Source organism: Roseomonas sp. TF40 (assembly GCF_057219975.1).
Genome location: NZ_JBXVVR010000001.1, coordinates 506,021 through 520,090, shown reverse-complemented (window position 1 = coordinate 520,090; position 14,070 = coordinate 506,021). Strand labels below are relative to the sequence as shown.

17 protein-coding genes are annotated in these 14,070 nt (G+C 72.2%); 10 read left to right on the top strand and 7 right to left on the bottom strand.

What is annotated here, in order from left to right; all coding sequences use genetic code 11:
- Positions 1-109: 109 nt before the first annotated feature.
- Genes minC through pobA form a run of 4 tightly spaced genes read left to right on the top strand, consistent with a single transcriptional unit; the run spans position 110 to position 3,235 of the window.
- Positions 110-892 (top strand): septum site-determining protein MinC, encoded by a 783-nt coding sequence (gene minC / locus AC2D9U_RS02280; protein WP_484746008.1) that lies wholly within the window; start codon positions 110-112, stop codon positions 890-892.
- Positions 893-934: 42 nt separating this feature from the next.
- On the top strand, positions 935-1,753 hold the full coding sequence (gene minD, locus AC2D9U_RS02275; RefSeq protein WP_484746006.1) for a septum site-determining protein MinD: 819 nt from the start codon (positions 935-937) through the stop codon (positions 1,751-1,753).
- Positions 1,753-2,040, top strand: a complete 288-nt coding sequence (gene minE, locus AC2D9U_RS02270; protein WP_484746004.1) for a cell division topological specificity factor MinE — start codon at positions 1,753-1,755, stop codon at positions 2,038-2,040. Before minD ends, minE begins: the two co-directional genes overlap by 1 nt.
- 10 nt (positions 2,041-2,050) lie before the next feature.
- Positions 2,051-3,235 (top strand): 4-hydroxybenzoate 3-monooxygenase, encoded by a 1,185-nt coding sequence (gene pobA, locus AC2D9U_RS02265; RefSeq protein ID WP_484746001.1) that lies wholly within the window; start codon positions 2,051-2,053, stop codon positions 3,233-3,235.
- Here the strand turns inward: pobA and AC2D9U_RS02260 are convergent.
- The 3 genes from AC2D9U_RS02260 to AC2D9U_RS02250 are packed head-to-tail and all read right to left on the bottom strand — an operon-like array spanning position 3,223 to position 6,266.
- The gene (locus AC2D9U_RS02260; protein WP_484745998.1) at positions 3,223-4,200 is read right to left on the bottom strand and encodes a Gfo/Idh/MocA family protein; all 978 of its coding nucleotides are present in this window, start codon (positions 4,198-4,200) and stop codon (positions 3,223-3,225) included. The two genes, pobA and AC2D9U_RS02260, sit on opposite strands and share 13 nt — an antisense overlap.
- Before the next feature lie 29 nt (positions 4,201-4,229).
- Positions 4,230-5,471, bottom strand: coding sequence for an MFS transporter (locus AC2D9U_RS02255; RefSeq protein ID WP_484745996.1), 1,242 nt, complete (start codon positions 5,469-5,471; stop codon positions 4,230-4,232).
- Positions 5,472-6,266 (bottom strand): DUF1028 domain-containing protein, encoded by a 795-nt coding sequence (locus AC2D9U_RS02250; protein ID WP_484745994.1) that lies wholly within the window; start codon positions 6,264-6,266, stop codon positions 5,472-5,474.
- A gap of 34 nt (positions 6,267-6,300) precedes the next feature.
- Between AC2D9U_RS02250 and AC2D9U_RS02245 the strand changes: the two genes are divergently transcribed.
- Positions 6,301-7,296, top strand: coding sequence for a Bug family tripartite tricarboxylate transporter substrate binding protein (locus AC2D9U_RS02245; protein ID WP_484745993.1), 996 nt, complete (start codon positions 6,301-6,303; stop codon positions 7,294-7,296).
- Entirely contained in the window at positions 7,293-7,661 is a 369-nt protein-coding gene (locus tag AC2D9U_RS02240) for a VOC family protein (protein ID WP_484745990.1), read from the top strand. The genes AC2D9U_RS02245 and AC2D9U_RS02240 overlap by 4 nt, the downstream gene beginning before the upstream one ends.
- A gap of 32 nt (positions 7,662-7,693) precedes the next feature.
- Here the strand turns inward: AC2D9U_RS02240 and AC2D9U_RS02235 are convergent, their stop codons facing one another.
- From AC2D9U_RS02235 to AC2D9U_RS02225, 3 genes are all read right to left on the bottom strand, one after another.
- Positions 7,694-8,818 (bottom strand): class I SAM-dependent methyltransferase, encoded by a 1,125-nt coding sequence (locus tag AC2D9U_RS02235; protein WP_484745988.1) that lies wholly within the window; start codon positions 8,816-8,818, stop codon positions 7,694-7,696.
- A gap of 101 nt (positions 8,819-8,919) precedes the next feature.
- Positions 8,920-9,645, bottom strand: a complete 726-nt coding sequence (locus tag AC2D9U_RS02230) for a haloacid dehalogenase type II (protein WP_484745987.1) — start codon at positions 9,643-9,645, stop codon at positions 8,920-8,922.
- Positions 9,645-10,733 (bottom strand): Ldh family oxidoreductase, encoded by a 1,089-nt coding sequence (locus AC2D9U_RS02225; protein ID WP_484745985.1) that lies wholly within the window; start codon positions 10,731-10,733, stop codon positions 9,645-9,647. The genes AC2D9U_RS02230 and AC2D9U_RS02225 overlap by 1 nt, the downstream gene beginning before the upstream one ends.
- 134 nt (positions 10,734-10,867) lie before the next feature.
- On the opposite strand from AC2D9U_RS02225, the gene AC2D9U_RS02220 reads away from it, so the two are divergent.
- The 4 genes from AC2D9U_RS02220 to AC2D9U_RS02205 are packed head-to-tail and all read left to right on the top strand — an operon-like array spanning position 10,868 to position 13,492.
- Entirely contained in the window at positions 10,868-11,080 is a 213-nt protein-coding gene (locus tag AC2D9U_RS02220) for a hypothetical protein (RefSeq protein WP_484745983.1), read from the top strand.
- 19 nt (positions 11,081-11,099) lie between these two features.
- Positions 11,100-11,342, top strand: a complete 243-nt coding sequence (locus AC2D9U_RS02215; protein ID WP_484745982.1) for a hypothetical protein — start codon at positions 11,100-11,102, stop codon at positions 11,340-11,342.
- A 51-nt stretch (positions 11,343-11,393) separates the two neighbouring features.
- Entirely contained in the window at positions 11,394-12,905 is a 1,512-nt protein-coding gene (locus tag AC2D9U_RS02210) for a L,D-transpeptidase family protein (protein WP_484745979.1), read from the top strand.
- On the top strand, positions 12,905-13,492 hold the full coding sequence (locus tag AC2D9U_RS02205) for a peptidoglycan L,D-endopeptidase MepK (protein ID WP_484745978.1): 588 nt from the start codon (positions 12,905-12,907) through the stop codon (positions 13,490-13,492). Before AC2D9U_RS02210 ends, AC2D9U_RS02205 begins: the two co-directional genes overlap by 1 nt.
- Positions 13,493-13,499: 7 nt before the next feature.
- Here AC2D9U_RS02205 and AC2D9U_RS02200 read toward each other — a convergent pair whose 3' ends face one another.
- Positions 13,500-13,958, bottom strand: a complete 459-nt coding sequence (locus tag AC2D9U_RS02200) for a hypothetical protein (protein WP_484745976.1) — start codon at positions 13,956-13,958, stop codon at positions 13,500-13,502.
- Between the last annotated feature and the right edge of the window lie 112 nt (positions 13,959-14,070).

Here is a 14,070-nt window from a genome sequence, read left to right as displayed (position 1 = left end):
AACCCTGCCGCAAACGGGCTTCGCCCCGCTCAGGGCGGCGGCTATAGACGAGGCGAAGGCGCGGTCCCCCGCCGCGCCACGCGCCCCAGATCGAGAAAACCCCGTCGCGATGTCCGCCGCGTCCAGGCCCCCCGCATCCCGTCTCGAGCCCTTCCGGCTGCGCGGCGCCAATTTCAACCTGCTGGTGCTGCGCCTGCTGGACCATCGGGCGGAGGCGGTGGTGCCGGCGCTGGGCGACCAGTTCCGCCGCGCGCCGGGCTTCCTGCGCTTCGCCCCGGTCGTCATCGGGCTGGATGACATCGCCGCGCGCCCCAACGAGGTCGATTTCGCCGGGCTGATCGAGGGTCTGCGCCGGATCGAGATCGTGCCCATCGGCACCACGGGCGGCACGCCGGAGATGAAGGTCGCCGCCCAGGGGGCCGGCCTGCCGCCGCTGCGCGCGCTGATCGGGCGCGAGAGCGAGGCGGCCGAGCAGCCCGTCGCCGCGCCTCTCCCGCCGGCCCCCCAGGCCGCCGCGCCGCCGCCGCCGCCCGCGCCCGAGCCGATGCCCGAGGGCATCGCGAAGCCGGCGATGGTGGTGGACCAGCCCGTGCGCGCGGGCCAGCGCATCTGGGCGCAGGGCTGCGACCTGATCGTGGTCGGCACCGTCAACCGCGGCGCCGAGGTGATCGCGGATGGCAACATCCACGTCTATGGGCGGCTGCTGGGCCGCGCCATCGCCGGCGGGCAGAGCCACGCCGCGGCGCGCGTCTTCGCCAGCCATTTCGACCCCGAACTCGTCTCCATCGCCGGCTACTACGCGGTGCGCGAGGGTCTCGGGGAAGCCCCCATCGGCAAGGCCGTGATGGCCCGGCTGGTGGGCGAGCATATGCGTTTCGATCCGCTGGGCTGACGCGCAAGCAACGCCGGCGAGCACATCAACAGGGGGTCATCCATGGCGGAAGTCATCGTCGTCACATCGGGCAAGGGGGGCGTGGGCAAGACCACCTCCTCCGCCGCCATCGCCACCGGACTCGCCCAGTCGGGCAAGAAGACGGTGGTGATCGATTTCGACGTGGGCCTGCGCAACCTCGATCTCATCATGGGCGTCGAGCGGCGCGTGGTGTTCGACATCGTGAACGTGATCAGCGGGGAGGCGCGGCTGAACCAGGCGCTGATCCGCGACAAGCGCGTGGACACGCTGCAGATCCTCCCGGCCAGCCAGACCCGCGACAAGGACGCGCTGACCAAGGAAGGCGTGCAGAAGATCATCGAGGAACTGTCCGCGGACAACGACTACATCGTCTGCGACAGCCCCGCGGGGATCGAGAAGGGCGCGCTCATGGCGCTCTACTTCGCCGACCAGGCCATCGTGGTGACCAACCCCGAGGTCAGCTCGGTGCGCGACAGCGACCGCATCCTCGGCGTGCTGCAGTCGAAGTCGAAGCGCGCGGAGGAGAAGCGCGACCCGGTGAAGGAACACCTGCTGGTCACGCGCTACGATCCCGCCCGCGTCGAGCGCGGCGAGATGCTGAAGCTCGAGGACATCCGCGAGATCCTGGCCATCCCGCTGCTCGGCGTGATCCCGGAGAGCGAGAGCGTGCTCAAGGCGTCCAACACCGGCAATCCGGTGATCATGGATGCCGAGAGCGCGGCCGGGCAGGCCTACAAGGATGCCGTGGCGCGCTTCCTGGGCAAGAAGCTTGAGCACCGCTTCCTCGAGCCCGAGAAGAAGGGCTTCCTGAAGCGCCTCTTCGGCGGGAGGGCCGCGTGATGAGCTGGCTCGACATCTTCCGCAGCCGCAAGAAGGAGACTTCGGCCAGCCAGGCGAAGGAACGGCTGCAGATCGTGCTCTCGCACGAGCGGGTGGGCCGCACGCGCGAGGATTTCCTGCCCAAGCTGCAGCAGGAGATCGTGGCCCTGGTGGCGCGCTACGTCGCGATCGATCCGAACCGGGTCAACGTCTCGGTGGATCGCGGCGACGACCTCTCGACGCTGGCGATCGAGATCGACCTGCCCGGCCCCAAATCCGCCGGCGCGCGGGTGATCGGGGCGAACTGAGGATCGGTCGATGCGCACTCAGGTCGGCATCATCGGCGCGGGGCCGGCAGGGCTGCTGCTGTCGCATCTGCTGCATCTGGCGGGCATCGATTCCGTGGTGCTCGAGGCGCGCTCGCGCACCTATGTCGAGGAACGCGTGCGCGCCGGACTGCTGGAGCAGGGCAGCGTCGATACGCTGACCGAGGCCGGGGTGGCGGATCGCCTGCACGCGCAGGGCCTCGCGCATCACGGCATCGAGCTGCGCTTCGACGGCGTCGGCCATCGCATCCCGCTCACCGACCTGACGGGCAAGGTCGTGACCATCTATGGCCAGCAGGAGGTGGTGAAGGACCTCATCGCCGCGCGGTTGGCCGCCGGCACGCGCAGCGGCAACCCGCCGATCCTCTTCGAGGTGTCGGATGTCGCCGTGCATGACGTGACCAGCGACACCCCGAGGATCAGCTTCACGCATGCGGGCGTGGCGCAGGTGCTGGATTGCGCCTTCATCGGCGGCTGCGACGGCTTCCACGGCATCTGCCGTGGCGCGATCCCGGCCGAGCTGGTGCGGGTCTTCGATCGCATCTACCCCTTCGCCTGGCTTGGCATCCTCAGCCATTCGAAGCCGGTGTCGCATGAGCTGATCTATGCGCGGCACGAGCAGGGCTTCGCCCTGGCGACCATGCGCTCCGAGACGATCAGCCGGCTCTACCTGCAATGCGCGCCGGACGAGAACCTCGACGAGTGGCCCGATGCGCGGATCTGGGAGGAACTGCACAAGCGGCTCGGCTGCGGGCCGGAATTGCAGGAAGGCCCGATCTTCCAGAAGGGTGTCACCGCCATGCGCAGCTTCGTGGTGGAGCCGATGCGCCATGGAAGGCTGTTCCTGGCCGGCGACGCCGCGCATATCGTGCCCCCCACCGGGGCGAAGGGCATGAACCTCGCCATCGCCGATATCCGCGTGCTGGCGCGCGGGCTTGAGCGCTTCTTCAAGCGGGGCGAGACCGATCTGCTCGACCGCTATGGCGAGATCTGCCTGCGCCGCATCTGGAAGGGCCAGCGCTTCTCCTGGTGGATGACCTCCATGCTGCATCGCTTCGACGGCGATGACAGCTTCGAGCACCGCGTGCAGGTGGCGGAGCTGGACTATGTCAGCACCTCGAAGGCGGCGATGACGACGCTCGCCGAGAACTATGTCGGCCTGCCCTACGAGGTCTGATCCGTGCCGAGGATCGCCTCGACGATCTCCTGCACCTCCAGCGCCTCCCGCAGCGTGGCGAGGTCCACGCGCGCGCCGCGCGTGAGCGCCGCGAGCTTGTCGAGCTGCCCGCGCAGCACCAGCGGGCGCATCGCCGGGTTGGGCAGCGCGTCGGGCGCGGTGTGCCAGCTGCCATCGGGCGCCTGCTTCTCCGCGATCGACCAGTCGCGCAGGCGGATCGCACCCCCCTCGGCGAGCAGCAGCCAGCCATTCGTCTCGTCGAGGTCGGTGGCGCCGACCGCGCCCGTGACGCGCACCGGCACCCCACCCGCCATGAGCCGCGCGTCCATCGCCGTCTCGGATCCCGTGCCGGCCGGGTAGGTGGCGCGGCCCTCGACCAGGGTGAGCGGGCCGAGCCGCCGGCGCGTGAGGAACAGGAAATGCGAGAGCACCTCCCGCGTGAAGCCGCCCTCGGCGCGCTGCGCGAGCCAGCCTGCGGCCGCCTGCTGCCAGCCGCGCGGCCAGGTGGCGAAGTCGGCATGGATGGTGAGCGTCCGCGGCGCCCCGAGGCCGGTCTGCCAGGCGGCGATCTGCGCAACGGCGGGGGAGGAGGCCATGGGGAAGTTCACCGCCGCGCGCTCGCCCTTCGCTTCGGCCTCGGCGACGAAGCGCCGCGCCGCGGGCAGGTCCTCCGCCAGCGGCTTCTCCAGGAACACCGCCTTGCCGGCGTCGAAGGCGGCGCGCGCGTAGTGCAGGTGGGAAGAGGGCGGGGTGGCGATGTAGAGCGCGTCGCAGGCCGCGATCACGTCCTCGGCGCTGCGCAGCATCGGCACATGCGGTGTGGCGGCGGCCAGCCGCGCGGCCGCTGCCGGCGTGGGATCCCACACGGCGACGGGCCGCAGCACCGCCGGGTCATGCGCCAGGGCGGCACGCAGCAGCCGCTCGCCCATGATGCCGAAGCCGATCACACCTAGCGCCACACTCATCTGCGATCCCGCCGAAATCCGGCGCCCTTCTAGCCCCTGCCGGCGTCCGGCGCACCCCGGCGCAGGAACACCCCCACCGAGACCATCGCCAGCAAGGCGCAGGCGGCAAGGAAGGGCAGCAGCCAGCTCCCCGTCACCGCCACAGCCAGGGCGAAGGCGCTGGGTGCCGAGAGGTAGCCCAGGAAGCAGAGCAGGATGGCACCCGAACTGGCCTCCGCCACGCGATCCGCCGGCACCACCCGGGCGACCTCGGCCAGGAAGATTCCGTTCCAGGAAGCCGCGGTGAAGCCCGCCCCGGCGGCGAGCAGCCACGCAAGGCCCAGTGGCGCGCCCGGCCCCGCCAGCACCCACAGCGCGGTGAGCGAGGCGGCCACAAGGCCATGCAGGGCGAGGCTGCGCGTCGCATCGCCCATCCGGTCCGCCGCCCAGCCCAGCACCAGCCGCCCGGCCACGCCGGCCACGAGCATCACGGCATAGATGCTGCCGGCGGCGGGCAGGCTCATGCCGTGGCGCTGCACCAGCCAGGTGGCGGTGAAGCTCATCAGGCTGCCCTGCAGCGCGGCGAAGGCGAAGGCCTGCAGGCAGAGCGGCGGCAGGATGGGGGAGAGGCGCAGCGTCGTCAGCGGCGTGGCCAGCTGCTGCCAGTGGAAAGCCTCGGCCAGCGGGCGCGTCGGGTCACGGTCCGCATCCAGCCCTGCCCGCAGCGGCTGCATCACCAGCGTGGCGATCAGGGCCACGCCGATGCCGCTGAGCAGGGCGGCCTGCCAGCCCCAGATCGCGGCCACCGGCGCCGCCACCAGCCCCGCCATCGCCCCGCCCGCCGGCGCACCGGCCTGCTTCACCGAGAAGATCAGCACGCGGTGGCGTGGTGGCGCCGTGGCCTGCAGGATCCGGCTGCCGGCCGGCCCGGTCGGCCCATAGCCGATGCCCATCAGTACCGCCGCCAGCGGCAAGGCCCAGACCCAGCCCGCCGCCGCACAAAGCAGCGCGAGGCAGGAGATGAGCGCCCCCGCCTGGAGCATCCGCGCCGGCCCGAAGCGCGCGACCAGCGGCGTGCCGAACAGCAGGAACAGGATCGCGCCCAGCGTGTTGAGCGAGGAGAAATTGCCGATCGCCTCGGGCGGCAGGCCGAGCTCGGCCGTCATCAGCGGCGCGACCACAGGCACGGTCTGGCTGAGGAAGGTGCCGATGGTCTGCATCAGCAGGGTCGCGCCCAATGCGGCGACCCAGGGGGCTGCAACCCAGGGGGCGGCGACCCGGGGACGCTGCATTCAGCGCCTCAGTCGGATATCGAGCCCCGCCTTGATCCAGCGCGCCTCGATGCTGTCCAGGTCATGATTGCCCGAGGGCCGCGCCTTGGAGGGCTGGTCGCGCAGCGTCGGCGCGCGGTCGCGCTGCCAGATCCCGTAGAGCCGGCGCAACTCCACCAGCGGCAGCGGGTGGTCATCGACGCGCAGCGAGATGTCGGGGAAATCCTCTGTCGTGGTCAGCACCAGCGCCGCCGATTGCCGCCCGCGCCGGTCGCCCCCCGCGGCCTCCCCGGCATCGAGCCCGGCGAGCAGCCGCTCGGCCAGGGGCAGGTCGGTGTTGGTGACGAAGGCGGCGTAGGTGTCGGACAGCACGCCCGGCCCGGCCAGCATGTTCCCGGCGAAGGAGACATGTGCCGAGGTCAGGTCGCCGCACCACTCCACGCAATGCTGCCCGGTGAAGGCGGCGGAGCGGCCATGGCGGTCCACCGCATGGATCTGGCGCAGGCCGCGCCCCTCATCGCCGGCCAGCGCGCCCTCGATGGCCGCGGCCGGGGAGAGGCCGCGCGCGAGTCCGTCCAGCACCGCGGGGCCGAGGTAGCGGTTGGTCATGGATTGGGTCGAGACCGCCCCCACCCCCGCCCGCACGAAGGGGCAGGAGGCGCCGACGGCGAAGGCGCAGGTGGTCACGGCCACCGCGAAGGCGCCGGTCTCGGGATCATGGGCGACGATCGACCAGGTCATGGGGCGCGCGACTCCGAGGCTATCTGCCTCACATAATGGGCTGGTGAGGTTGCGCGCCAGGGTGGGCACGTTCATTTATGAGAGCAATCCAATTCGAGGGAGCGAAACGATGACGAATCGACCGGGCCGCCGGAGTGTCCTGTTGGCCGCGGCCGGGCTGGCCGCGCCGGCGCTGCTGCCGGGCCTGGCGCGGGGCCAGGGCAGCTGGCCCGATCGCCCGATCCGCCTCATCGTGCCCTTCGGCGCCGGGGGGGCGATCGACACCCTGTCGCGCACCGTGGCCGCGCGCTTCCCGGAAGTGACCGGCGGGCAGACGCTGGTGGTGGAGAACCGCCCCGGCGCGGGGGGCACCATCGCGGGCCTCGCCGTCTCGCGGGAACGGCCCGATGGGCTCACGCTGATGATGGCCGATATCGGCGCCAACGCCATTGGCAAGGAGCTCAACCCCAACCTCGCCTATGACCCGACCACCGCCTTCACGCCCATCATCCACCTGGTGAACCTGCCGGCGGTGCTTATGGCGCACCCCTCGGTCACCGCCACCTCGATCCGCGAGGTGATCGACCAGGCCAAGGCCGCGCCGGACCGCTTCACCTATTCCTCGGCCGGCAACGGCAATGGCAGCCACCTCTTCATGGCGCTGTTCCTGAAGGAGGCCGGCATCCGCATGGTGCATGTGCCCTATCGCAGCGGCGCGGAGATGGTCACGGCGCTGATCCGCAACGACGCGCAATTCGGCTTCCCCACCGTGTCTTCCGGCATCGGGCAGATCCGCCAGGGCAACGCCAAGGCACTGGGCATCGGCACCTCGGCCGGCACGCCGCTGCTGCCCAACACGCCGGCGGTCTCCACCGTGCTGCCGGGCTTCGAGGTCGCGGTCTGGCACGGCATCGTCGCCCCCGCCGGCATGGACCCGGCGCTGGCGGCGCGCATCAATGAGGTGTTCGGCCGCATCGCCGCGATGCCGGAGGTCCAGCAGCGGATCTTCGAGACCCAGGCGGGCACGGTGGTGGGCGGCAGCCCGGCCGATTTCGCCGCGCATATCCGCCGCGAGGTGGCGCGCTGGACGCCGATCATCCGCGACGGCGGCATCCGCAGCGAGTGAGCACGCCGAGCCTCACCGCCCTCGCCGCCGTCTTCGTGGTGGGGGATGTGGCGGCGAGCCTCGATTTCTATGTCGGGCGGCTTGGCTGCGTGGAATGTTTCCGCGTGGGCGAGCCGCCGGACTTCGCGGCGGTGGCGCGCGGCGCGCTGGTGCTGAACCTGATGCCCGCCCTGCGCGCGCCGGCCGGACGCGGGCAGGGGCAGGTGCATGTCATGGTGACGGGCCTGGATGCGCTGCACGCCGAGATCGCCGGGCGCGGCACGCCCATCGAGGTGCCGCCCACGGATTTCTGGTACGGCCTGCGCGAATTCTCGCTCCGCGACCCGGATGGCAACCGGCTGACCTTCGGCGAGCCCGTCGGATAGGGCCCGCTGCGGTCTCATGAACGCATAGTGCTCTATCCCTTCCGCGCCAGCAGGCAGAAGGCCAGCGCGTAGTCCGGGCCGGCGCGACGGCCCAGGATGCGTGCGGCCTCGACGAATTCCGGATCCTCCTCCAGCGGTGCGAGCAGGCTCGCGGCCTCGCGCAGCGCCCAGCCGGGCGAGAGGAAGATGCCGTCGCTGCGGATCACGCTGAGCCCCACCGCGCGCAGCATCCCGGTCAATTCCGCCACGGTCAGGCTGCGGCCGGGCGCGGGCTGGCCGAGCCGGCGCAGCGCGCGTATCGGCAGGCTGTCGCGGTTCGGCGCGGTGATCATCAGCCGCCCGCCGCGTGCCAGCACCCGCGCGGCCTCGGCCAGCGCGCCGGGCAGATCGGCCAGTGCCTCGGCCATGTCGATCATCATCACCGCATCGAAGCTGGCCTCGGCGAACTCCAGCGCCTGTGCGTCCATCCGCCGGAAGGCGGCCTGGGTCATCTTTGCGTGGCGCGCGCGCGCGCGCGCCAGCGCGGCCTCATCCAGGTCGATGCCGGTCAGGGCAGCGGCCCCCGCCAGCGCCGCGAAGCGCCCGGCGCCGCAGCCGATATCCAGCACCGAGAGACCCTGCGCGGGGGCGAGGTAGTCCTCCACCAGCCGGTCGAGTTCCTCCTGGAAGGCGCGTTCGCGCGCGGTGCCGGGCTGGCCATCGCCGAGCCAGGGCCGGGCGGGGCCGCCGGGGGCGGCGGGGGGCGGGGCCTGGAAGACCGGCGCGGCCGGCGTGGCGGCCGGCGGCGGCGCGGCCTCGATCGGCAGCGCCTCGGCAAAGACGTGGAAGGCGCGGACATGGTCGGTGTCCGTCAGGTCGGGCAGGTCGGCGGCCGGTGCGGTGGCCCAGACGACGAAGACGGCATTGGCGAAGACCGGCACGGCCTGGCTGGGCAGCGTGTCGAGGAAGGCGCGCGGGATGGCCGCCAGCTCGCCCTTGTGCGTCACGATCCATTCGAAGGCGCGCGGCTGGTTCACGCGCGCGGCGAGGAAGCGCTGGGCGCGCGGGATCACCCAGCGGAAGGGGTCGGGGGCGACCAGCCGATCGGGCGGCGCCAGCCGGGCGCGGAGGAATTCGGCCGTCTCGGCCCAGGCCTGGTCGTCATGCGGGAAGGACATGCGGCGTCTCAGTCTCTCTCAGGAACCCGATCCGTCCGGCAGGAAGGATCCCATGCTCCATAACCCATTGTTTCTAAGGAAAGAATTTCGAACGAATGGCGTCATTCGATCGGAAACTGCTCCAGGCGATCGGCGAGGTCGAGGAAATCATGCGCCACAACATCCCAGGGCCCGGTCGGGCCGAGATCGGTGGCCTGGGCCGGCCCGTATTCGGTCGGGCGGGCGACGAAGGCGGTGCCGAAACCCACCGCGCGCGCGGCGGCCAGGTCCCCGTTATGCGCGGCGACCAGCATGCAGGCCCCGGGCGGCAGGCCGAGGATCTCGGCCGTGCGCAGATAGGCCTCGGGCTGCGGCTTGTAGGCCTGCGCCACCTCGGCACCGAGGATGGCGTCCCAGGGCAGGCCGGCGCGCTTGGCCATGTTCAGCAGCAGCGCGACATTGCCGTTGGACAGGGGCGCGATGATGTGGCGCGCCTTCAGCCGGGTCAGCCCCGCGACGCTGTCCGGCCAGGGGTCGAGCCGGTGCCAGGCCCGCACGAGGTCCTCGATCTCGGCCCCGGGCAGGCTCGCGGCGTCGCGGCCCAGCGCCGCCAGCACGGCCAGCAGATTCTCCCGGTGCAGCACGTCGAGCCGCGTGAAGGGGCGCGCACCGGCGCGGATCACCGCCATCGCCGGGTCGTAGCGTGCGCGCCAGGCATCGGCGAAGGCGTGCGGGTCGGCGGCGATGCCGTGGCGGGCGAGGAAGGGCGCGGCCTCCCGCGCGATGCCGCTGCGCCAATCGACCACCGTGCCGAAGACGTCGAAGAGCAGGGCGCGCGGCGCGGCCATCAGGCATTGCCCAGCAGGAAGGCGACGCCCGCGCGCTCGGCGATGCCGCGGATCTCCTCGGCCAGGAGGGGCGGGATGGGGATGCCCTCCGCAAGGCGCGCCGCGCGTTCGGCGCGCTCGGGGTCGCCAGGCACCAGCACGGGCAGGGCCGGGTCGGCCGGGGGCGTGGCGCGCAGCACGCCGACCACGGCGTCCAGATCGGCCTCGAAGGCGCCGGGTTCCCGGAAGAAGCCCGGGTCGATCGCCAGCAGGAAGTGGCCGATATTGTCGGGGTCGCCGGGCCGCTGGGTGCGGTTGCGGATCGGGCTGAAACTGGCCCCGGCCAGGGTGCCGCCCAGGATATGCGCCATCAGCCCAAGGCCGTAGCCCTTGTGGCTGCCCATCTCCTCCGTGCCGCCGAGCGGCGAGATGCCGCCCTCGGGCCGCTCGAAGATCTGCGCGGCGGCGGCCACGGGGTCGCTCACCGGGGCGCCCTGGCCGTCCAGCACCCAGCCGGGCGGGATCGCCTTGCCGCGCAGCGCCTTGGCGCGGACCTTGTTGGCGGCGACCGTGGTGGTCGCCATGTCGAGCACCACGGCGGGGCTCTCGGCCCCCTTGGCGGCGAAGGCGATGGGGTTGGTGCCGAGCACCGGCAGGGCGCCGCGCGTGGGCACCATCGCCAGGGTGCGCGTGCCGCTGGTGATGAAGCCGATGCAGCCCGCGGCGGCTGCCTGCTGCACATACCAGCCGGCGGCGCCGAAATGGTGGCTGTTGACCACCGAGACCACGCCCACGCCGCCTTCCTTCGCCTTCCGCACAGCCAGGCGCATGGCGAAGGCGGCGACCGGATGGCCGAGCCCCGCCCCGCCATCGACCAGCGCCATGGCGGGTCCTTCGCGCAGCACGCGCGGGCGGGCATCGAGTTTCACCTGCCCGGCGCGGCGCATGCGCTCATAGCTGGCCAGCATGCCGATGCCGTGGCTGTCCACGCCAGCGAGGTCGGTTTCCAGCATCACCTCGGCGGTCTCGGCGGCGAGGTCATCGGGCATGCCCCAGGCCCCCAGGATCGCCAGGATCTGTTCGCGCACCGCCGCCGCACTTGCCCGCATCTTGGTTCTCCGAAGCCGCGCGCAGGGGTCGCGCAGCGGGGGGCGCGCGTCAACCATCCGGGAAAACGATTCGAAATTAAAACGATTGCCTTCGGCACCGCAGCGGGTGTATGCAGGAGGTTGAGAGGGCTGGAATGACGCAGCAGGTCGACAAGCGGGTCGAGACCGGTGTGCCCCGCGGCGTGCAAGCGCGCCGTGATCCCTTTCGCCATGGCGACCTGCCGCAGCGCCCCAACTACCTGCCCGAGGAGGGCGATGTCGGGCGGTCGGACATCTGGGCCATCGTCCGGGGCGTCATCGCCCTGCTGGCCTTCCTGGCCGCCGCCGCCTGGCTGATCACCCTGTGACGTCCAGCCGAGCATCGCGGTGACCACCCCCCCACCGCACGCCCCGCGCCCCGACCACCCGCCGCCCGCGCATCGCGTGGTGGAACGCCGGGCGCGGCATGACGACCCCTTCACCCCCAGCGGCACGCCCGAGCCGCCCTCGATCCCGCGCGAGGAGACTGGCGGGGCGCGCGGCGGGCTTTCGGCGGCACTCCTGGGCGGGCTGGTGTTCCTGGCGCTCTGCCTGGGCCTCGCGCTGATCTTCACCGATCTGTTTCGCTGAGACGCGCCCCGAAGGTTTGCAACCGCCGCCCCGCTTCGGTATTTCCAGCCCATGAACACGGCCCGACGTCCCCTTCTCGCCGCGGCACTCTCCTGCCTCGCCCCGCCACTCGCGGGCGGCGCCTTCGCCCAGGCCGCGCCCGCCGATGCCCCGGCCTCCCTCGTTCGGCTGCTCGACCGGCTGCGACGGCTGGAGGAGGATGGGCTCGACCCGCGGCATTACGGCATCCCCGGCGTCGAACTGGCGGCCGCGGACCCGGCCGGCTATCGCGCCGCGCTGCTGCGCGCCACGCAGATGGCGCTATCGGACCTGCTGCTCGGCCGGGTGCGCGACCTGCCGGGCCGGCCGGATATCCGGCGCGATGCGGGCCCGGTGAATCTCGACCGCTGGATGGCCGAGTTGGTCTCCACCCCCGATCCGGCCGCGCTGCTGGACCGCGCGGCGCTGCTGCCCGCGGGGGCGGATGTGCTGAAGGCCGAGTTGGCCCGCCAGAAGGCCCTGCTGCGCGTGGCGCGCGTCGCGCCGATTCCGGGCGAATCGACGATCGAGCCGGGCAGCTTCGATTCGGTGCGCATCCCCGCGCTGCGCGCCCGCCTCGCGGCCGAGGATGCCGTGCTGGCCGCCGCGCCGGATGGCGGGGCGCGCTACGACGCGCCGCTCGAGGCCGCGGTGCGCCGCTGGCAGCAGGCCAATGGTCTTGAGGTCGATGGCCGGGTCGGGCGCATCTCGCTCGGCCTGCTGAACCGGCCGCTCTCGGCGCGCGTGGACCAGCTCCGGGTCGCGCTCGACATGCTGCGCGCCAAGGCCGAACCGGGCGGGGAGCGGCGCATCGACGTGAACGTGCCCGATTTCCGCCTGAGCGTGACGGAAGGTGGGCGCGAACTGCTTGGCATGGCCGTGATCGTCGGCCGGCCGGACCGCGCGACGCCGATGCTGGCGGTGCGGATGACCACCATCCAGTTCAACCCGCCCTGGGGCGTGCCGGACCGCAACGCGCGGGAGGACCTGCTGCCGCGCTTCCGTCGCGATCCGGAAGGCATGGCCGCGCGGGGCTTCCGGGTGTTTGGCGTGGTGGATGGCCAGCGCACGGAGATCGACCCGCGCACCATCGACTGGTCGAGCCTGAACCGCGACCGCTTCCCCTATTTCATCCGCCAGGATGCGGGCGATTCGAACGCGCTGGGCCGGATCAAGTTCGTCATGCCCAACAATGACGACATCTTCATGCATGACACGCCCGACCGGCATCTCTTCCGCCGGCCGGACCGCGCCTTCTCCTCGGGCTGCATCCGGCTGGAGCGGCCGAACGACCTGATGGCCCTGCTGCTGGAGGGCACGCCCGGCTGGGACCTGCCGCGCGCCCAACGCGCGATCGACAGCCGCGTCACCTCCGCCGTGGGTCTGCGCCGCGTGCTGCCGGTGCTGCTGCACTACAACACCGTGATGATCGAGGGCGGGCGCGTGCGAATCCGCCCCGACATCTACAACCTCGACGCCGCCTATGCCCGCGCCATGGCCACGCCCGCCCGCCAGCAGATGGCGTCATTAGGGGCCGCGCGCTGATGCCCCGCGTCTTCGGGCCGAAGGTCGGCCATGATGCGGCCTGCCCCTGCTGCCCCCCGGGGGGCGAGGCGGTGCTGCCCCGGCGCGGGCTGATCGCCGCCGCGGTGGGTCTCTTCGTTGCCCCGCCGGCGCTGGCGCAATCGGGCGTACGGCGGCTCTCCGTGCGCCGCCAGGTGACGGAGGACAGCTTCTCCGGCGTCTATTTCCGCGACGGCCGCTACGACCGCGAGGCGCTGCGCCGGCTCGACTTCGTCTTCCGCGACCTCTCCGCGGCCGAGACCACGCCGATGGACCCGCGGCTGTTCGACGTGATGGCCGAGGTGGCGCGCCAGCTCGACGCCGATGAGCCCTTCCAGGTGATCAGCGGCTATCGCTCGCCCGAGACCAACGCCGCGCGGGCCTCGCAGAGCCGGCGCGTTTCGCGCGTGTCGCTGCACATGTCCGGCATGGCGGCGGATTGCCGGCTGCCGGGGCGGCTCGGCATGGGGCTGGCGCGCACGGCCGCCGACCTGCAACTTGGCGGCGTCGGCCTCTATCGGCGCGACGGCTTCGTGCACCTGGATTGCGGCCCCGTTCGCCGCTGGTAAGGGGCGGTCATCCCGCCGCCGGCGCCCGGGACCAGGGTTGCTGGAAAAGCAGCCCCGCCGCGCGCAGATGCGCCCCCAGCGCCACCGCCGCGGCCATGGCTGCATAGGCATCCCGCGGCGCCGCCTGACGCAGCAGCAGGGCCAGGGCCTCACGCCGGCGATGCCGCTGGGCGCAGGCCAGGGCCAGCAGCAGGTCAGGCTCGGTACCGATCAGGCGCGGGCAGAGCAGGCAGCCCAGGGTCAGTGGCCTCTGGGCGAGGGGGGTGAGCACCCCGTCCAGCGCCTCGGTCGCGGCTTCCGCATTCTCGGTGGCGAGGATCTGGCGCAGCACGGCACGGCGAGGGCGACCCTGATGGGCGGCGGCCGCCCAGGCACGCGCGGCATCGACGATCAACCGCTCGGGGGCGGGGAGAGCATCGGCCTCGGCCTGCTGCCAGGGCCAATTGGGAAGACCGGTGGTGGCCATACGGGACTCGCTCCGGGTGGTGTCCTTCCCTGATACTGCAAATGCGAAGCGTTCGCAAATAGAGTGCGCGAGCAGCCTGCCGGGACATCGGCAGGGGGCCTGGTGGCAGCGG